At 68.9% G+C, this 18,942-nt stretch carries 19 protein-coding genes and 1 riboswitch; of the genes, 7 read left to right on the forward strand and 12 right to left on the reverse strand.

The features are described 5' to 3' along the window. Positions 1-104: 104 nt before the first annotated feature. From rnhA to ispH, 4 genes are all read right to left on the reverse strand, one after another. Positions 105-596 (reverse strand): ribonuclease HI, encoded by a 492-nt coding sequence (rnhA, locus tag ABAZ39_RS04530; protein ID WP_051657797.1) that lies wholly within the window; start codon positions 594-596, stop codon positions 105-107. Between the two features lie 4 nt (positions 597-600). Beyond that, positions 601-1,584: a homoserine kinase gene (locus ABAZ39_RS04535; RefSeq protein WP_038527128.1), complete on the reverse strand. Its 984-nt coding sequence runs from the start codon at positions 1,582-1,584 to the stop codon at positions 601-603. 65 nt (positions 1,585-1,649) lie between these two features. Then, positions 1,650-2,207, reverse strand: coding sequence for a Uma2 family endonuclease (locus ABAZ39_RS04540; protein ID WP_038527131.1), 558 nt, complete (start codon positions 2,205-2,207; stop codon positions 1,650-1,652). Between the two features lie 49 nt (positions 2,208-2,256). Beyond that, the gene (gene ispH / locus ABAZ39_RS04545; protein WP_038527134.1) at positions 2,257-3,237 is read right to left on the reverse strand and encodes a 4-hydroxy-3-methylbut-2-enyl diphosphate reductase; all 981 of its coding nucleotides are present in this window, start codon (positions 3,235-3,237) and stop codon (positions 2,257-2,259) included. A gap of 275 nt (positions 3,238-3,512) precedes the next feature. Between ispH and ABAZ39_RS04550 the strand changes: the two genes are divergently transcribed. From ABAZ39_RS04550 to gcvPB, 6 genes are all read left to right on the forward strand, one after another. Next, positions 3,513-3,959 (forward strand): hypothetical protein, encoded by a 447-nt coding sequence (locus ABAZ39_RS04550; RefSeq protein WP_247875091.1) that lies wholly within the window; start codon positions 3,513-3,515, stop codon positions 3,957-3,959. Between the two features lie 21 nt (positions 3,960-3,980). Further along, a complete protein-coding gene (locus ABAZ39_RS04555) occupies positions 3,981-4,226 on the forward strand; it encodes a CDGSH iron-sulfur domain-containing protein (RefSeq protein ID WP_038527140.1) in 246 nt (81 codons plus the stop codon). A gap of 85 nt (positions 4,227-4,311) precedes the next feature. Next, positions 4,312-4,411: riboswitch (glycine riboswitch) on the forward strand. Positions 4,412-4,586: 175 nt separating this feature from the next. Continuing rightward, complete coding sequence (gene gcvT, locus ABAZ39_RS04560) at positions 4,587-5,699, forward strand: glycine cleavage system aminomethyltransferase GcvT (RefSeq protein ID WP_038527143.1); 1,113 nt, start codon at positions 4,587-4,589, stop codon at positions 5,697-5,699. 33 nt (positions 5,700-5,732) lie between these two features. Further along, positions 5,733-6,107, forward strand: a complete 375-nt coding sequence (gcvH, locus tag ABAZ39_RS04565; protein ID WP_038527146.1) for a glycine cleavage system protein GcvH — start codon at positions 5,733-5,735, stop codon at positions 6,105-6,107. Position 6,108: 1 nt separating this feature from the next. After that, entirely contained in the window at positions 6,109-7,449 is a 1,341-nt protein-coding gene (gcvPA, locus tag ABAZ39_RS04570) for an aminomethyl-transferring glycine dehydrogenase subunit GcvPA (protein WP_038527149.1), read from the forward strand. A gap of 5 nt (positions 7,450-7,454) precedes the next feature. Beyond that, positions 7,455-9,017 carry an aminomethyl-transferring glycine dehydrogenase subunit GcvPB gene (gcvPB, locus tag ABAZ39_RS04575; RefSeq protein ID WP_372441615.1) on the forward strand — a complete coding sequence of 521 codons (1,563 nt, stop codon included), beginning with the start codon at positions 7,455-7,457 and terminating at the stop codon, positions 9,015-9,017. Positions 9,018-9,147: 130 nt separating this feature from the next. Here the strand turns inward: gcvPB and ABAZ39_RS04580 are convergent, their stop codons facing one another. The 5 genes from ABAZ39_RS04580 to efp all read right to left on the reverse strand — a co-directional run bounded on the left by ABAZ39_RS04580 (position 9,148) and on the right by efp (position 14,221). Beyond that, on the reverse strand, positions 9,148-10,467 hold the full coding sequence (locus tag ABAZ39_RS04580) for a peptidoglycan -binding protein (RefSeq protein WP_038527155.1): 1,320 nt from the start codon (positions 10,465-10,467) through the stop codon (positions 9,148-9,150). Between the two features lie 51 nt (positions 10,468-10,518). Then, positions 10,519-11,658, reverse strand: coding sequence for a hypothetical protein (locus ABAZ39_RS04585; RefSeq protein WP_038527158.1), 1,140 nt, complete (start codon positions 11,656-11,658; stop codon positions 10,519-10,521). A gap of 100 nt (positions 11,659-11,758) precedes the next feature. Beyond that, complete coding sequence (locus tag ABAZ39_RS04590; RefSeq protein ID WP_051657799.1) at positions 11,759-12,529, reverse strand: OmpA family protein; 771 nt, start codon at positions 12,527-12,529, stop codon at positions 11,759-11,761. 179 nt (positions 12,530-12,708) lie between these two features. Beyond that, entirely contained in the window at positions 12,709-13,563 is an 855-nt protein-coding gene (locus ABAZ39_RS04595) for an inositol monophosphatase family protein (protein ID WP_038527161.1), read from the reverse strand. 91 nt (positions 13,564-13,654) lie between these two features. Next, on the reverse strand, positions 13,655-14,221 hold the full coding sequence (gene efp / locus ABAZ39_RS04600) for an elongation factor P (protein ID WP_014240821.1): 567 nt from the start codon (positions 14,219-14,221) through the stop codon (positions 13,655-13,657). Between the two features lie 167 nt (positions 14,222-14,388). On the opposite strand from efp, the gene epmA reads away from it, so the two are divergent. Then, entirely contained in the window at positions 14,389-15,441 is a 1,053-nt protein-coding gene (gene epmA / locus ABAZ39_RS04605; RefSeq protein WP_038527165.1) for an EF-P lysine aminoacylase EpmA, read from the forward strand. A gap of 27 nt (positions 15,442-15,468) precedes the next feature. Here epmA and ABAZ39_RS04610 read toward each other — a convergent pair whose 3' ends face one another. The 3 genes from ABAZ39_RS04610 to ABAZ39_RS04620 form a co-directional block, all read right to left on the reverse strand. Next, on the reverse strand, positions 15,469-16,464 hold the full coding sequence (locus ABAZ39_RS04610; protein ID WP_038527168.1) for an MDR family oxidoreductase: 996 nt from the start codon (positions 16,462-16,464) through the stop codon (positions 15,469-15,471). A 123-nt stretch (positions 16,465-16,587) separates the two neighbouring features. Further along, the gene (locus ABAZ39_RS04615) at positions 16,588-17,934 is read right to left on the reverse strand and encodes an OmpP1/FadL family transporter (protein WP_038527171.1); all 1,347 of its coding nucleotides are present in this window, start codon (positions 17,932-17,934) and stop codon (positions 16,588-16,590) included. 192 nt (positions 17,935-18,126) lie between these two features. Further along, a complete protein-coding gene (locus tag ABAZ39_RS04620) occupies positions 18,127-18,933 on the reverse strand; it encodes a TSUP family transporter (protein ID WP_038527174.1) in 807 nt (268 codons plus the stop codon). Between the last annotated feature and the right edge of the window lie 9 nt (positions 18,934-18,942).

The raw sequence follows: 18,942 nt of genomic DNA on the forward strand, positions 1-18,942 counted from the left end.
CTCCTCCCAACGATCTTTCGTCGTTTGTTGTCGGAGGGAGCCTAGCGGGGCGGTGGGGCCGCCGTCCACAAACCCTTGAGGATGGCGGCCATTCGCCGGACGGGTCAGCCCCGCCCGGTCTGCCGGACCTCGGCGACGCCCTGGCGGGCCAGCGCGTCGGCCCGCTCGTTCTCCGGGTGGCCGGCATGGCCACGGACCCAGTGGAACTCGATCCAGTGCTGCCGCTTCGCCTCGTCCAGGCGGCGCCACAAATCCTCGTTCTTCACCGGCTTCTTGTCGGCGGTCTTCCAGCCACGGGCCTTCCAGCCGTGAATCCACTGGGTGATGCCGTTCTTCACATACTCGCTGTCGGTGTAGAGCCGCACCTCCATGGGCCGCTTCAGAGCTTCCAGCGCCTGGATGGCGGCCATCAGCTCCATGCGGTTGTTGGTGGTGGCCGGCTCGCCGCCGTACAGCTCCTTCTCCACCCCGTTGTAACGCAAGATGGCGCCCCAGCCGCCGGGGCCGGGGTTGCCGCTGCACGCGCCGTCGGTGAAGATGTCGACGACCTTCGGCGCGCTCTCGCCGCCGGTGCCGGTATCCGTCGTGTCCGTCATGGCGTCAGACCTGATAGCTGCCGCCGTCGTCGAGCGCGTAATCGCCGAGCCCGCGGACGGTCTGGTGGAAGCGCAGCTTGCGCAGATACTCCAGCGGGTCCTTCGGACGCACGAAGGCCCCCGGCGGATGGTTCAGCCAGTCGTAGAGGCGCGTCAGCAGGAAGCGCAGGGCGCTGCCGCGGCACAGCCAGGGCAGGGCGGCCAGCTCCGCCGGCGACAGAGGGCGGACCTTCTGATAGCTGGTCAGCAGCATTCGCGCCTTGGTGGCGTTGAACGACCCGTCGACCTCGAAGCACCAGGCGTTCATGCAGATCGCGATGTCGTAGGCCAGGAAGTCGTTGCAGGCGAAGTAGAAGTCGATCAGGCCGGACAGCCCGTCGCCGCGGAAGAACACGTTGTCGGGGAACAGGTCGGCGTGGATGACCCCGGACGGCAGGCCGGCGGGCCAGTTGGCCTCCAGCGCGGCCAGTTCCGCCTCCAGCGTCGCGCGGAGGTCGCGGGCCACCTCGTCGGCGCGCGGCGCACATTTGCCGGCAAGATCCTTCCAGCCGTCCAGCGACAGGGCGTTGGGGCGCTCCATCCGGAAGTCGGCGACGGCCAGATGCAGGCGGGCCAGCGCCGTCCCCAGCTCCGCGCAGTGGTGCGGCGTGATGCGGCGCGGCCACATGCCGGCCAGGAAGGTGACGATCACCGCCGGGCGCCCGGCCAGCTCGCGCAGGGCCAGCCCGTCCGTCCCCTGGACCGGCAACGGGCAGGCGATGCCCTTGTCGGCGAGATGCTCCATCAGACCCAGGAAGAAGGGCAGATCCTCCCGGCGGGTGCGCTTCTCGTAGAGCGTCAGGATGAAGGGGCCGCGCTCCGTCACCAGAAGGAAGTTGGAATTCTCCACCCCCTCCGCGATGCCCTTGCAGGACAGGACGGCGCCCAGATCGTACTGGGCGATGAAAGCGTTCAGCTCGTCGTCGGTGACTTCGGTGTATACGGCCATGCCAGCGCCTTACCGGGATTCGGGGCGCCGGTCAATGCTGCCGCGGCCGCTCGCCTCTGGGCCGCTCACAGGGCTATGCCGTCGTAAAGCGCCGCCAGGGGAAGCTCCGCCCCGATGGAGGCCAGCGGCAGCGTGGCGTCCTCGGTGAAATCCTCGACGATCCAGCGCCGTCCGTCACGGCGCCAGAGCTGCGCCCGGACGGCGCAGCTGTCCACCAGCAGCACCTCCTGCACGGAGGGGATCTGCATGTAGTCGGGCACCTTGGTGCCGCGGTCGTGGCTGGCCGTGCTGTCGGACAGGATCTCGACCACCAGCACCGGATTCGGCGTCGAGCGCTGACCGGGCTGGTGGGGCGAGCAGGTGACGGCGATGTCGGCCTCGTAAAAGCAGTCGTTGCGGTCGTCGCGTTCGATGGCCGTTTCCGTCAAGACTCGACAGGGTGGGCGGAGACGCATGCCGATAGCGATGATGATCGCCGCCGTCAGCCGGCTGTGCGCCTGGGAGCACGCGTTCATCGCCCGCGGCTGACCGCCGACCAGCTCGTAGCGGGTGTCCGGCTCCTGCCGGTCGGCCCAGGCCAGGAACTCGTCGATGTCCATCTTCTGGATGGCGGGGGCGCCCATGAACGTCTCCTTCGCGAAGGCCGGTCCCCGGATTATGCGGGTCTTTGCATTATGCGTCTGCCGGGACCGGACGGGAAGGGGCGCCGCCGTCCAGCAGCGGCTTCGGCAGCTTGAAGGTGATGTCCTCGAAGGCGGTGCGCAGCTCCTCCACCGTCACGGCGTAGCGGGCGCGGGCGGCCTCCATGACCTCCTCCACCAGCACTTCGGGGGCCGAAGCGCCGGCGGTGATGCCCAGCGTGGCGACTCCGTCGAGCGCCGACCAGTCGATGTCCGCCGCGCGCTGGACGAGCTGGGCGCGCTGGCAGCCGTGGATCTTCGCCACCTCGACCAGCCGCTTGGAGTTGGAGGAGTTCGGCGCGCCCAAGACCAGCAGGGCGTCCACCTTCGGCGCGATGGCCTTCACCGCCTGCTGGCGGTTGGTGGTGGCGTAGCAGATGTCCTCCTTCTTCGGTCCGCCGATGGACGGGAAACGGGCCTGGAGGGCGGCGACGATGCTCGCCGTCTCGTCCACCGACAGGGTGGTCTGGGTGGCGTAGGCGAGATTCTCCGGGTCGTCCACCTGGACCGTCGCCACATCCTCCACCGTCTCCACCAGAACCACGGCGCCCTGGGGCAACTGGCCCATGGTGCCGATCACCTCCGGGTGGCCGGCGTGGCCGATCAGGACGATCTGGCGCCCCTCGTTGAAGTGGCGCTCGGCCTCGCGGTGCACCTTGCTGACCAGCGGGCAGGTGGCGTCGAGGTAGAACAGGCCGCGCTGCTCCGCCGCCGCCGGGACCGACTTCGGCACGCCGTGGGCGGAGAAGACCACCGGCACGCCGTCGGGCACCTGATCCAGCTCGTCCACGAAGATGGCGCCCTTGGCCTCCAGGCTCTGCACCACGAATCGATTGTGGACGATCTCGTGCCGGACATAGACGGGGGCGCCGAACCGCTCCAGCGCCACCTCCACGATCTGGATCGCGCGGTCCACGCCGGCGCAGAAGCCACGGGGGGCCGCGAGCAGGATGGTCAGGGGCGTCTGGGTCATGCGCGTCGTTCCGGTGTCTCGAAAAAGGGGGTGTAGGGGTTCGTTCGTCGCAGCGGCGGCGTGGCCTTGTGCCGGCCCCACCGCTTCTCTAAAGTCGTGGCAGAACACACCCTTCCAACCGTTAGGCCAGACCGATGGACCGCCGCCGCGACCGTAATATAGGAACCCCCGCCCGGAAAAGCCCGCGGGCGCTTGCATTCGCGAGTCTGGGTTTTCTGGCGCTCACCGGCTGCTCCGGACTCGGGGGCGGATCGAACACCGCGGCGGACGCGGCCTTGGCCTGCCCGAAGGTGTCCATCGTCCGCGATCTGGCGGAGGTCACCCAGTTCCGCAACGGCGGCGGGCGCGACCTGACGGACGTAACCTCCCGCGCGGCGCTGGCCGACTATTCCGGCAACTGCGACTACACCAGCGATGGCGTCACGGTGAACGTGAACGTCTTCCTGATCGCGGAGCGCGGGCCGGCCATGCAGGGAAACACGGCGAACTACCGCTATTTCGTCGCCGTCGCCAAGCCGGGCGAGGAGACGCCGACGACCAAGTCGGAATTCGACACCTCCGTGACCTTCGAGTCCGGCAAGCTCCGCTCCGGCAGCCGCGAGGAACTGGCTCCGAAGATTCCGCTGCCCAAGGACGCCAACGGCAAGGACTGGAAAATTTTCCTGGGCTTCCAGTTGACGCCGGAGCAGCTGGCCTTCAACCGCGCGCAGATGAAGCAGTGATCGGGTAAGGGGGGCAGCATCATGCCCAGCTCACCGGTCGCCGCGACCAAGGAACCCATCGTCATCGAGCTGGAAGCCGGCAAGACCTATTGGTGGTGCCGCTGCGGGCGCAGCGCCAAGCAGCCGCTGTGCGACGGCAGCCACGCCGGCACCGGGCTGGAGCCGATGAAGTTCGCCCCCACCACCTCCATGAAGGCGCGCTTCTGCGGCTGCAAGGCGACCAAGAAGCCGCCTTTCTGCGACGGCAGCCATCTGGACCTGAAGTGAGCGTCGCCGGGACCCCAGCGAACCCCGCCAGCGAACCCCGATTGACATTCGCAAAGGTCCCGGTAGGTTAAGCGGCACAAGCCGACGATCCCTCGCGGGAGAGATCACTGGCCGGTTCACCGGACAGTGGCGCCGAAGGAGCAACCGCCCCGGAAACTCTCAGGCAAAAGGACCGCAAGGGGGATAAGGCAACTCTGGAAAGCAGCCCGGTTCGCGCACAGCGGATGACGGCTCACCGAAGGAGTAAACCGGTTGTCGAGGGTTGGACCCCGCCGGTGAATCTCTCAGGTCCAGGACAGAGGGGGCAGGACTCGCGCCAATCCCGGCGCGGGTTGTGCGACCCTATGTCGGAGGACCCGCGTGACCGAGGCTTCTGAGTCCCCCAAGAAAACGCCACTGCACAGCCTCCATCTGGAGCTGAAGGGCAAGATGGTTCCCTTCGCCGGCTATGACATGCCGGTGCAGTACCCGCTCGGCATCCTCAAGGAGCACCAGCACACCCGCGCCAAGGCCGGGCTGTTCGACGTGTCGCACATGGGGCAGGTGCGCCTGACCGGCGAGGACCCGGCCGCCGCGCTGGAGTCGCTGGTTCCCGGCGACATCAAAGGGCTGGCCCGTGGGCGCATGCGCTACACGCTGTTCCTGAACGAGCAGGGTGGCATCCTGGATGACCTTATGGTCACCAACGCCGGGGATCACCTGTTCCTGGTCGTCAACGCCGCCCGCAAGGACCATGACGTCGCCCACATGCGCGAGCGGCTGAAGGGCAAGGCCGAGGTGGAACTGCTGGACGACCTCGCTTTGATGGCCCTGCAGGGGCCGGAGGCCGCGGCGGTGCTCGGGCGCTTCATCCCCGAAGCGGCCACCATGAAGTTCATGAGCTACCTGCCGGCCACCTTCAACGGCATCCCGGTCATCGTCACCCGTTCCGGCTACACGGGCGAGGACGGCTACGAAATCTCCTGCGACAAGTCCGACGCCGAGACCATCGCCCGCGCCCTGCTCGCCGAGGACGAAGTCGAGGCCATCGGGCTGGGCGCCCGCGACTCGCTGCGCCTGGAGGCCGGGCTCTGCCTCTACGGCCACGACATTGACGAGACGACGACGCCGGTCGAAGCCGGCCTGGAATGGGCGCTGTCCAAGCGCCGCCGGGAAGAGGGGGGCTTCCCCGGCTACGCCATCATCAAGGACCAGCTCGCCAACGGCGCCCCGCGCCGCCGCGTCGGCCTCCAGCCGGAAGGCCGCCAGCCGGCCCGCGAGCACACCGACGTCTGCGACGCGGATGGGCAAAAGATCGGCGAGGTGACCAGCGGCGGCTTCGGCCCCACCGCCTCGGCCCCGGTCGCCATGGGCTATGTGGACCGCGCGCACGCCGCGGTGGGCACGCCGGTCGAGCTCATGGTCCGCGGCAAGCCGCTGGCCGCCAAGGTCGCCGCCATGCCCTTCGTGCCGCAGCGCTACTACCGCGGCTGAGAATCACAAAACCGTTTCGAACAGGGGACAATCATGACCATCAAGTACACCAAGGACCATGAGTGGGTCCGCGTCGAGGGCGACGTCGGCACCGTCGGCGTCAGCGACCACGCCCAGCACCAGCTCGGCGACGTCGTGTTCGTCGAGTTGCCGGACGTCGGCCGCCAGCTCGCCCAGGGCAAGGAAGCCGCCGTCGTGGAGTCGGTGAAGGCCGCCAGCGACGTCTTCGCCCCGGTCTCCGGCGAGGTGATCGAGGCCAACGCCGATCTGGAGAACGACCCGTCGCTGGTGAACGCCGGGGCCGAGACCACCGGCTGGTTCTTCAAGCTGCGCCTCAGCAACCCGGCGGAGCTGGACGGGCTGATGGACGAGGCCGCCTACAAGGCCTTCGTGGAAGGGCAAGCCTGAGATGCGTTACCTGCCCCTGACCGAGGCCGACCGGCGCTCCATGCTGGAGGCCATCGGCGTGCCGTCGGTGGACGAGCTGTTCCGCGACGTGCCCGAGGCGGCCCGCCTCTCCGGCCCGATCGAGGGGCTGTCCAACCATATGGGCGAGCTTGAGGTCGATCGCGCCCTGTCGGCGATGGCGGGCAAGAACCTGCCCGCCGGCAGCGTGCCGAGCTTCCTCGGCGCCGGTGCCTACCGCCACCACATCCCGGCGACGGTGGACCATCTGGTGCAGCGCGGCGAGTTCCTGACCGCCTACACCCCGTACCAGCCGGAGGTGAGCCAGGGCACGCTGCAGGTCCTGTTCGAGTTCCAGACCCAGGTCTCGCTGCTGACCGGCATGGACGTCGCCAACGCCTCCATGTACGACGGCGCCACCGCATGCGCGGAAGCCGTGATGATGGCGAACCGCGTCACCCGCCGGAAGAAGGCCGTTCTGTCCGGCGGCCTGCACCCGCATTACCGCGACACCACCACGACCGACGCCCGCTTCATCGGTTTCGAGACGGTGGTGATGCCCCCGGCCCCGACCGGCGGCGAGGATCTGCTGTCCGAGGTCGACGGCGACACCTCCTGCGTCGTCGTGCAGAACCCGGACGTGTTCGGCCATGTCCGTGACTACACGGAGTTGGGCAAGGCCTGCCAGGCCAAGGGCGCCCTGCTGATCGTCGTGGTGACGGAGGCCGTGTCGCTCGGCCTGCTGACCCCGCCGGGCGAGATGGGCGCCGACATCGTGGCGGCGGAAGGCCAGTCGCTGGGCAACGCGCTGAACTTCGGCGGCCCCTATGTCGGGCTGTTCGCGGTGAAGGAGAAGCTGGTCCGCCAGATGCCGGGCCGCCTCTGCGGCCAGACGGTGGACGCCGACGGGCGGCGCGGCTTCGTGCTGACTCTCTCCACCCGCGAGCAGCACATCCGCCGCGAGAAGGCGACCTCGAACATCTGCACCAACTCCGGCCTGTGCGCGCTGGCCTTCTCCATCCACCTCAGCCTGCTGGGGGAGGAGGGCTTCACCCGGCTTGCCGAGATCAACCACGCCAAGGCCGTTCAACTGGCCGACAAGCTGGCCGCGGTGACGGGTGTCGAGATCGTCAACGACAGCTTCTTCAACGAATTCACCGTCAAGCTGCCGAAGCCGGCCGCGGAGGTCGTGGAAGCTCTGGCGCAACGCGGCATCCTGGGCGGTGTTCCGGCCTCCCGCCTGTTCGGCGGCGGGCTCGACGACCTGCTGATCGTGGCCGCCACCGAGACCAACACCGAGTCCGATATGGACGCCTTCGCCACCGCCCTCGCCGAGGTTCTGTGATGAGCATGAACAACCAGGGTCGCCCGACCGGCCTCGCCGAAGGCTCTGACAGCGCCGTTCCGCAGACCGTCACCGGCAACCGCGGCCTCCAGATCGAGGAGCCGCTGATCTTCGAACAGGACAGCGCCGGGCGTTGCGGCGTCGACCTGCCGGAGGTCCCCGCGGTGGGCTCGCGCCTGGGGGCGGTGAAGCCGCGCGGCCGGATCGGCCTGCCGGGCCTCGCCGAGCCGCAGGTGGTCCGCCACTACACCCGCCTGTCGCAGAAGAACTACGCCATCGACAGCGGTCTGTACCCGCTCGGCTCCTGCACGATGAAGCACAACCCGCGCCTGAACGAGAAGATGGCACGGTTGCCGGGCTTCGCCGACGTGCACCCGCTCCAGCCGGAAAGCACGGTGCAGGGTGCCTTGGAACTGATGGCGGAGCTGGGCCGCTGGCTCGCCACGCTGACCGGCATGGCGGCGGTGACGCTGGCCCCGGCGGCGGGCGCTCACGGCGAGATGTGCGGCATCATGGCGATCCGCTCCGCCCATGATGCCAAGGGCGATAAGGGCCGCACCAAGATCCTCGTCCCCGAAAGCGCCCACGGCACCAACCCGGCGACCGCTGCCGCCTGCGGCTACGCCGTCGAGGCGATCCCGGCGACCGAGGACGGGCGCGTCGATCTGGAGGCGCTGAAGGCCAAGCTCGGCCCCGACGTGGCCGGCCTGATGCTGACCAACCCGAACACCTGCGGCCTGTTCGAGCGCGACATCATCACCATCGCCGAGGCGGTGCACGCGGCGGGCGCCTATTTCTACTGCGACGGTGCCAACTTCAACGCCATCGTCGGGCGGGTGCGTCCGGCGGACCTCGGCATCGACGTGATGCACATCAACCTGCACAAGACCTTCTCCACGCCGCACGGCGGCGGCGGTCCGGGCTCCGGCCCGGTGGTCTTCGCGGAGTCGCTGGCCCCCTTCGTCCCGGTGCCCTATGTGGTGCAGGACAAGGACGGCGCCTTCCGTCTGGTGGAGCAGGCCGGCGACGGCCCGGCCTTCGGGCGGATGAAGGCGTTCCACGGCCAGATGGGCATGTTCGTCCGCGCGCTCGCCTACATGATGAGCCACGGCGCCGACGGGCTGCGGCAGGTGGCGAACGACGCGGTGCTGAACGCGAATTACCTGCTGGCCCGTCTGCAGGACGTGATGACGCCGTCCTTCGAGGGGCCGTGCATGCACGAATGCCTGTTCGACGACCGTTTCCTGAAGGGCACGGGGGTGACCACGCTCGACATCGCCAAGGCGCTGATCGACGAGGGCTTCCACCCGATGACCATGTACTTCCCGCTGGTCGTGCATGGCGCGTTGCTGATCGAGCCGACCGAGACCGAGTCGAAGGCCAGCCTGGATCAGTTCGTCACCGCCCTGCGCGCCCTGGCGGAGCGGGCCAAGTCCGGCGACGTGGCCTATTTCCAGGGCGCCCCGCGCCTGACCCCGCGCCGCCGCCTCGACGAGACCGCTGCGGCGCGCAAGCCGGTGCTGCGGTGGAGCCCTGCGGTGGAACCGGAGACGGTCGCGGCGGAGTAAGGAGTGCTTGCCCCCTCCCTGACCCTCCCCCGCCTTTGGCGAGGGAGGGGATAAAATTCCCTCTCCTGCGCAGCGGGGGAGGGAAGGGGCCCGCGGCGCAGCCGTGGGAAGGGTGGGGGCAATGCGCCTTTCACCGCTGATCCAGCTTCACCTCGATGCGCCGGTTCCGCGCCAGCGCCTCGTCGCTGGTGCCGGGGTCGAGCGGCTGATACTCGCCGAAACCGGCGGCGGCCAGACGGTCCGCCGGAATTCCCTGGTCGATCAAGTACTTCACCACCGAGATGGCGCGCGCCGCCGACAGTTCCCAGTTCGAGGCGAACTGGATGCGCACCGGGCGCGCGTCGGTGTGGCCGTCCACCCGCAGCACCCAGTTGATGTCCGGCGGGATTGTCCGGCCGATCTCGATCAGTGTATGGGCCAGCGCGGCCAGCCGCTGCTTGCCGGCCTCCTCCAGCATCGCCGAGCCGGAGGGGAACAGAAGCTCCGACTGGAAGACGAAGCGGTCGCCGACGATGCGCACGTCGGGCCGGTTGCCCAGAGCCTCGCGCACCCGCCCGAAGAACTCCGAACGGTAGCGGGCGAGGTCCTGCACCTTGGCGGCCAGCGCCTGATTGAGCCGCGAGCCGAGTTCGGCGATTTGGACCTGCTGCTCCTCCGCCTTCTTCTCCGAGATCTCCAGCACGGCGCCGATGCGGGCGAGTTGCTCGCGCAGGGCGGCCATCTGCCGGTTCAGCAGGTCCACCTGCTCGTTCGCCTTGCCGGTCGCGCCTTGCTCGGCGGACAGGGAAGCCATCAGCTCAGTGATTCGGATGTCGCGCTTCTCGATGTCCTTCTGCGCGAGCATCGTCTTCTCGTCGGCGCTGGCGAGCCGTGTTTCCAGCGCCTTGGAGCGGTCGCGCTCCCCGCCCAGCTCGGCCAGCAGGGCCTGACGCTGCTCCTCGGTCAGGCGTTGCTGCGCGGCGGCGGCGGCGAGTTCGCTTTCCAGCTTGGTCCGGGCCTCGCGCAGCGCCTTCAGGTCGGCCTGGAGACTGGCGGCCTCGGCCAGCTTCAGCTCGATGGTTTCCTTGTCGGCGCGGATTGTGCGCTGCAACTCCTCCGCCGCGCGGGTGGCGTGGTCGAGGTCGCCCTGGAGCGTGGCGATGCGGCCGGTCATGGTGTCCCGCGCCGCGACGGACCCCTGAAGCTCCGCCGAAAGCTGGGCGACGTTGATGCGCAGGTCGGCGTTGGCGTCCCGCTCCAGCGCCAGCAGGTCGTTCAACTCCGCCACCTTGCGGTTCAGGCTGCCGAGCTGCTCGTCACGCCCGGTCAGGGCGGTCGCCATGTAGAACTGGGCGACGACGAAGATCATCAGCAGGAAGATGACCACCATGACGAGGGACGACAGCGCGTCCACCCATCCGGGCCATGCGCTGGCCTCGCGGTGGCCGTTGCGGCGGCTGATGCTGGGCATGGCGGGGTGTCCCTCCGGACGGACAGGGGGTAGGCGTCAGCGCTGTTCCAATCAGCGCTGTTCCGATTCTTCGGCCAGGGCGGCGATGGTGCGGGCCAGCAGCTTGATCTCGCTGCGGATTTCCTGCACCGCCTGGACCCGGCCCGTGGAGGATTCCTCGACCATGCGGGCGAGGTAGATGTCCATGTTGCGCAGATGCTGGCGCGAAGCGTCGTCGAACCCGCCGATGGCCGCGTCGGACAGCCGGTCGAGCAGCCCCTTCATCTCCAGCTGGCTCTCGCCGAGGCGCAGGAGGAGCTGCTGTTCGGCGCGCATCTGGTCGGTCAGCGTGGTGAGCCGTTCGGTCAGCGCCATCAGATTGGCGTTGGCCGAGCGGCGGCCCTCCTCGGCGGTGGCGACGGTGCGTTGCAGCGAGTCGAGGTTTTCCGCCGTCTGCTCCAGCAGCGCCGTCAGATAGGCGGGCATCGACTGGTCGCCGGTCTCCAGGCTGCCGCCGGCCCCGCTCGACAGGCGGGTGGCGCCGGACAGCCAGTCCTCGACGTCCTGGAAGAAGCGGTTGTGCGCCTGGCTGGCCTGAAGCTCCAGGAAGCCCAGCACCAGCGAGCCCGCCAGACCGAACAGCGACGAGCTGAAGGCCGTGCCCATACCGGTCAGCGGCGCTTCCAGACCGTGCTGGAGGTTGCTGAACATCGCCCCGACATCGCCGCCCTGCACCGACAGCCCGCCGATGACGGAGCCGACCGACTGCACCGTGTGCAGCAGGCCCCAGAAGGTGCCGAGCAGGCCGAGGAAGATCAGCAGACCGATCAGGTAGCGCGACAACTCCCGCGACTCGTCCAGCCGCGAGGCGATGCCGTCGAGCAGCGAGCGCATCGACAACGCGGATAGGGTCAGCCGCCCGCGCCGCTCCCGCAGCATGCGCGCCATCGGGGCGAGCAGAACCGGCTCCGGCGCGGCGACGGCGGGGTTGCCGGACTGGAAATGCTCCAACCATGCCACCTCGGGCCGCAGCATCAGCACCTGGCGGAAGATGAACAGGATGCCAGCGAGCAGCGTGCCGAGGATCAGCCCGTTCAGCGCCGGGTTGTTCATGAAGGCGGCGCGCAGGGCCGGGAACAGCAAGGCCGTCACGCTTCCCACGACCACCAGGAAGAGGATCATCCGTGTCAGGAAGCGCTCCGGGCGCGTCATCGGGGAAGGCTCCTCAAGAGGGTGGGACGACGGGGCGATGGCGGCCATGGGCACTCTCGTCCAGGGAAGGGGGCAGGCGGTACGGCTTACAGAGAGCAGCTCATTGGTTCAGGAACTCGACGTCCAGCCGGTCCGGCGCACCGCCCGCCGCCTCCATACCCATGGCGCGGATGTCGACGCGGGTGCTGGCGATGCCGGCGGTCCCCAGCCGTTCGCGCACGGCCAGCGCGCGGGCCAGCGACAGCTGCCGCGCCTCGCGCGCCGTTTCCGGCGTGCCGCTGGCGTAGGAGCGGATCTGCAGGCGAAGCTGCGGGTTGGCGTTCATGCGCTCGGCGATGGTGTCCAGACGCGTCTGGGCCGGATCGGGCAAGGTGGTGGCCGTGCCATCGAACAGCACGGTCAACGGCTCCATGCGGGGCAGGGAGGGCGCCGAGGGTGCCTTCGGAGTTGGCGGCGGCAGGGCAGCGGTTTGCGTCCGGTCGGGCGGCGGCGATGCCGCCGGCCGGTTGGAGGCGGGGACCGGCGGCGCGCCTTCCGGCAGGGCCGGTGGCGGTGGCGTGGGACCGATCGAAATCTGCGGCAGATCCGGCGCCGTCATCAGGGTCGGGGCCTTGAAGACGGGCGGGGCCGGCGGGGGCGGGGGCGGGAAGAGATCGGGCCGCGGCGGAATCGGCAGCGGCTGCGCGTTCTCCAGCGTCAGTCCGCCCGTGTTGGCGGCGGCGGTCTGGGGCGGTGCGGCGCTGGTCTGGGGCGGCGCGGTGCCGGGCGAGGAGCAGGCGGTCACGGCCAGGGACAGAGCCACGGCCGCAGCGGCGGAGAGGACGCGCGGGGGTACCGGCCGCCCGGCGGGCGCGTTCGGAGAACGGCTCATGCGTCCGACAATCCTCATGGTGACCAGCGCGTTGTTCCCAGTGACACGGAAAAGCGTTGGTACCATAGCCCTTCGATCGGCGTAGGGACAACGCCCTTTGGGCCGCGCGGCGTGTTTCCCCACCAAAGCGCGGCCCTTGCTACCCCAACGTCATGAAGGGCTTATGGCTCGGCCGGAGGTCAGCCCTGACCGGCGTCCGCCGCCCCAGCCGCTCCGGCGGGAGCGGAGCGCACCTTGCGTTCCGCCGCACCGCGCAGGATCTTGGCGATCGGCAGGTGGAAATGGGCATTGGCCGCCAGGATCGTGCCGCCGAACACCGGATTGCGCCCGCCGCCGATCTCACCGACGAAGCCGCCGGCCTCGGTGACCAGAAGCTGGCCGGCCGCGGCGTCCCAGGGGGCGAGACCGCGCTCCCAATAGCCGTCGTAGCGGCCCGCCGCGACGTAGGCGAGGTCGAGCGAGGCGGCGCCGAAGCGGCGGATGCCCGCGACCTCCTTCATCAGGGCCTCGGCCTCCACCAGGAAGCCGGCATGGTCGCCGCGGCCCTTGAACGGGATGCCGGTAGCGATCACCGCGTCGGCGAGGTTGCGGCGCTCCGACACGCGCAGGCGCTGGTGGTTGAGGAAGGCGCCCTGGCCCTTCTCGGCCCAGAACATCTGGTCGTGCACCGGCTCGTACACGACGCCGGCGACGATCTCGCCGTTCTTCTCCGCGGCGATGGAGATCGCCCAGTGCGGGATGCCGTGCAGGAAGTTGGTGGTGCCGTCCAGCGGATCGACGATCCAGCGGGCGGTCGGGTCGCTGCCCTTGCTGGCGCCCGTCTCCTCCATGAGGAAGCCGAAATCCGGGCGGGCCTTCTGCAGCTCTTCGCGCAGCAGCTTTTCCGCCTTCATGTCGGCGGCGGACACGAAGTCCGCCGGGCCCTTGCGCGACACCTGGAGGTGCTCGACCTCGCCGAAGTCGCGGACAAGGCCGCGGGCCGCCTTTTCGGCGGCGCGGACCATCACGTTGATAAGGGCGGAGCGGGTGGCCATGGGCGTGCTTTATCTCGTGCGGAACCGGAAAAAGAATACACCGGCCCCTGCCTTAAGCGAGAGCCGGTGCGCAGAAAATCAGCCGGGACGGTCAGTCCTTGGCGCGCTCGACATACTCGCCGGTCTGGGTGTCGACGACGACGCGGGTGCCCGACTCGATGTGCGGCGGGACCAGGATCGACACGCCGTTCTCCAGCTTCGCCGGCTTGTAGGAGGAGGAGGCCGTCTGGCCCTTCACCACCGGGTCGGCCTCGGTGATCTGCAGGGTGACCTTGCCGGGGATCTCGACGCCGAGCGGCGCTCCTTCGAAGGACTGCACGGTGACTTCCATGCCGTCCTGCAGGAACACCTTCTGGTCGCCGATGATCTCGCCGGGGATGGCGGTCTGCTCGTAGCTTTCCTTGTCCATGAAGGTGTAGCTGTCGCCTTCGGCGAACAGGAAGGTCATCTCGTGCTCGTCCAGGCGGGCGCGCTCGACCGTCTCCTGGGTGCGGAAGCGCTCGATCGACTTGTTGCCGGTGCGCACATCCTTCATTTCAAGCTGGATGAAGGCGCCGCCCTTGCCGGGTTGGACGATGGCGGTCTTCGTGATGACCCAGAGCTTCCCGTTATGCTCCAGCACATGGCCGGGACGCATCGTGTTGGCGTTGACCTTCATGACATACTCGTGATTTCCAGGAGACAGGCGGCGCGGAACCTAGCAGCTTGCCGGGCCGGTGGCAACGCCGGGTGGGGCTCAATCGGCGTTCTGCGCCTTCTTTGTCCGTTTTCGCCGCCGCTCCCGCTCTGCTAAGCAACGTCATCGCTCCGTCAGTGAAGGCCATCATGTCCCCCGTCACGCCCGCCTGGGCTCCCGAGAGCTTCGCCCGCCGCCGCCCCCATCTGGCCGTGCGCGGCCGCGTGCTGGGCGCCGTCCGCCGCTTCTTCGAGGAGAACGCCTTCCTGGAGGTGGACACCCCGGCGCTCCAGGTCTCGCCGGGGATGGAGCCGCATCTCCAGGCCTTCGCGACGGAACTGGTGGGGCCGCACCCCGACGACCGGCTGCGGCTGCACCTGCACACCAGCCCCGAATTCGCCATGAAGAAGCTGCTGGTGACGGGGTTGCCGCGCATCTACCAGATCGCCCACGTCTTTCGGAACGGCGAGCGGTCGGCCACCCACGCGCCGGAGTTCTCCATGCTCGAATGGTACCGGGCGGGGGAGGGCTATCGGACGCTGATCCGCGACTGCGAGGATCTGGTGCGCGAGGCCGCCATCGCCGCCGGGCGGACGCGATTCGACTTCCGCGGCATGACCTGCGACCCCTTCAAGGAGTGGCGGGTGCTGACCGTTCAGGACGCCTTCCGCGAGTATGCGGGGATCGATCTGCTGGAAACCTTCGACGGCAGCCACGACCCCGACCCGGCCCCGCTGGCCGCCATGGCGCGGGCCATCGGCATCGCCCCGCACGACGGCGACCGCTGGGAGGACATCGTCTTCCGCATCATGTTCGACCGGATCGAGCCGCATCTGGGCGCCGGCGTGCCCTGCGTGCTGACCGATTATCCCATCTGCATGGCCGCCCTGTCGCGCCCCAAGCCGGAGGACTTGCGGCTGGCCGAGCGGTTCGAGCTGTACGCCTGCGGTCTGGAACTCGCCAACGCCTTTGGCGAGCTGACCGACGCCCGCGCCCAGCGCACCCGTTTCGAGGCCGACATGGACCTCAAGGAACGCATCTACGGCGACCGCTTCCCGGTGGACGAGGATTTCCTCGCAGCACTGGAACACGGTATGCCGGAGTGCAGCGGCATCGCGCTGGGCTTCGACCGGCTGGTCATGCTGTGCAGCGGGGCGGAGCGCATCGACGAGGTGTTGTGGCTGCCGGTGGCGGGGGCCTGACCCCACCTGCCACCGGTACCGGCGTCTTCAGGCGGTTACGTCGATCACCACGCGGCCGCGCACCTGCCCGGCGAGGATCTGGCCGGCCAGTTCCGGCAGCTTCGACATCGGCTCCACGGTGTACATCGTCTTCAGATGGTCCTTGTCGAGGTCGCGGGCCAGCCGCGCCCAGGCGCGCTCGCGCCGCGCCGCCGGGGCGGCGACCGAATCGACGCCGATCAGAGTGACGCTGCGCAGGATGTGCGGCAGCACCGTTCCGGGCAGATCGGCGCTGCCCGCCAGCCCGCAGGCGGCAATGGCGCCGCCCCAGACGGTCTGCGACAGGGCGTTGACCAGCGTGATGCCGCCCACCGAATCGACGCCGCCGGCCCAACGCTCCTTCTGCAGGGGCGGGCCTTTCTCCTGAAGGGCGGCGCGGTCGATGAAGCCGGTGGCGCCCAGGCCGGACAGATACTCGTGGGTCTCGGGCCGTCCGGTGGAGGCGGTGACCGGATAGCCGGCCTTGGCGAGCAGGGCGACCGCGACGGAACCGACGCCGCCGGCCGCTCCGGTGACCAGAACCTCCTTGCCGCCGGGCTGGATCGCGCCCCAATCCTCCAGCGCGTCGACGCAGAGCGCCGCGGTGTAGCCGGCGGTGCCGATGCCCATCGCCTCCTCCGGCGAGAAGACGTCGGGCAGCCGGATCAACCATTCCGGCTTCACGCGCTGGAACCGGCTGTAGCCGCCCCATTGGGTTTCCGACAGCCCCCAGCCGTTGACGATGACCTTGTCCCCGGCCTTCCAGTCGGCGGAGCGCGACTCCACGACCGTGCCGGCGAGGTCGATGCCGGCGACCATCGGCAGCTTGCGGGCGATCCGGCCCTTGCCGGACACGGCGAGGCCATCCTTGTAGTTCAGGGTGGAACAGGCGACCTCGACCAGCACGTCATGGTCGGGCAGGTCGGTCAGGCTCAGCGGCTTGAAGCCCCCCTTGGGCTTGCCGTCGGCGTCTTCGATGACGAAGGCGGTGAAGGTGTCGGCCATGCGGATTCCTCTCCCGGGTCGGGTTCTTGATTGGGGGAAAGCCTAGCACGGACCCGGCGATGGACAAGAGGCGGGGACGGTGGAGCGAACGGGCGGCGCCCGCGCGCTCCACCGGGATGCGGATCAGAAGGTGATCTTGGTCTGGAGCGCGATCACGTCCACATGGGCCTTGTAGTCGGCGGACAGGTTGCCGCGGAAGGCGTCGTTGCCCGTCAGGTTGTCGCGCAGGTCGATCTTGGCCTTGTTGGCGAAGATGTGGCTGTAGCCGATGTCGGTCCGGATGTTGTCGGTGACCTGGTAGCCGGCGCCGATCGACACCCAGTAACGGTCCTCGTCCGGGATGCGTGGCGTGCGGTACTGGTCGCTGACCGGGGTCTGGTCATAGGCCACGCCGAAGCGCAGGGTCAGCTTCTCGTTCCACTTGTAGGCGGCGCCCAGCGCGAAGAACCAGGAGTCGTCCCAATTCTCGTCGGTCACCGTGTCGGTGCGCAGCGGGTTGCGGTAGCGGATGCGCAGCTCCTTGAAGCGCGACCAGTTGGTCCACTGCGCGTCGGCCATCACAGCGAAGGAGCTGGTCAGTTCGTGATAGGCGCCGAAGGAGATGATGTCCGGCGTGGCGACCTTCGCCCGCACCGGCGAATTGGCGAAGCTGGCCTGCAGCGCCGGAGTCGCGGGGACGCCCTCGAACTTCGAATCGCCGTCCAGCTCGTGGAAGACGGAGGAGCGGTAGGAGACACCGAAGCGGGTGCCCTTGGCCGGCTCGTACAGCATGCCGGCGGTGAAGCCGAAGCCCCAGTCGTCGCCCTTGACCTCGCCCACGCCGTCGCGCGAACCCGGCGCGATGGGAACGCCGGTCGCCGCCAGGATGGAGCCGAAGTCCACGGCCTGGCTCAGCCGCGCCTTGGCGTACTGGAGCTGCAGGCCGCCGGCGATGGTCAGGTCCGGCATCAGCCGGTAGGACACGGTCGGGGAGATGTTGATCGTCAGCAGGCTGGAATGGATGCCGTGGTAGCGGCCGGTCCAGCTTTCCGGATAGTCGGTGGACAGGCCCCAGGGGGCGGTGATGGCGAGGCCTAGCTTGACGTCCGGCGACACCGTGTAGGCCATGTAGCCCGACGGAATCACCGCGTCCATGCCGATGTCGCCGGGGTCGGAGGTGCCCTGGATGGTGCTGCCGCCCAGCCGCGTGGCGCGGGTGCCGCGGGCGTTGCTGGTCTTCGAGGTCGGGAACACGCCGCTCAGAACGCCGACCGCCTGATTCCCCTCGATGGTCCCCAGGGCCGCGGGGTTGAAGAACAGGCCGGTGGCGTCGCCCATGCCGTTGGCGGTGGCGCCCGCGAAGGAGGTGCCCTGGCCCGAGGCGCTCTGCTCCTTCAGCAGATAGCCGGCGGCGCAGGCCGGCAGCGGGGCCGCAATGGCGACGGCCGCGGCAGCGGCGAGCAGATTCCCCTTCAATGACCCTTTGGACATGCGTTTCTCCCCAATTTCGTTATTTGACGCAATGATACACAGATTGACGTTAACGTAAAGTGGCCCCGCTGAAAAAATGTTGGGCCAACAAATCATGCGCCCGCGAGTGTGCAGGGGGGAGGGGAATGCCCGCTACGGTCGATTCGCCGCGGCATGAGGGCGCGGGTGTGAAAATCGGGATATTGGGGGCGCTCAGCCCAGCCAGCCGGCGACCATGGCCATGCCCGCGCCGATCACCCCTTGGGCGTCGGTCCAGATCAGCTTCGCCGTGATGGCGATGGAGGCGACGACCAGCATGGGCCGCACGATGGCGGCGCCGTTGCGGATGACCATGTGGGCGCCGATCTGCGCGCCGATCATCTGGCCCACGCCCATCAGCAGCCCGGCCACCCAGGCGATCTGCCCGCCGGCCAGGAAGAAGAGGAGGGCGGCGATGTTGCTGGTGAAGTTCAGCACCTTCGTGTGGGCGGTCGCCTTGCGCAGGTTGAAGCCGAGCAGCGAGACGAAGGCGATGGCGAAGAAGGTGCCGGTGCCCGGCCCGAAGAAGCCGTCGTAAAATCCGATCCCCGTCCCGGCGAGCAGGGCGAATCCACGCTCCCCGATGCGCTGCTGCGCGTCGATCTCGCCGGCCTTCGGGGAGACGAGCAGCCAGATGGCGATGCCGATCAGCAGCACCGGGATGACGTTGCGCAGGAATCCCGGATCGATCATCTGGACGATGATGGCGCCCGCCGCGGAGCCGGCGAAGGTGCAGCCGATCATCACCGCCATGTCGCGCGGCTTCACCTCGCCGCCGCGGGTGAATTTCACCGCGGCGGAGAAGGAGCCGAAGCTCGATTGCAGCTTGTTCGTCGCCAGCGCTTGGGCGGGCGACAGGCCGGCCCAGAGCAGCGCGGGGAGGGTCAGAAGCCCGCCACCCCCGGCGATGGCGTCGACGAAGCCCGCGACAAGGCCGACCGCGAACAGCGCGGACAGCGTCTCGATGGAAAGGAGGTCCATGATCCGGCG

Origin of the sequence: Azospirillum argentinense, from assembly GCF_000632475.1 — a bacterium.
In the GTDB taxonomy this organism is placed as follows: Bacteria; Pseudomonadota; Alphaproteobacteria; order Azospirillales; family Azospirillaceae; genus Azospirillum; species Azospirillum baldaniorum.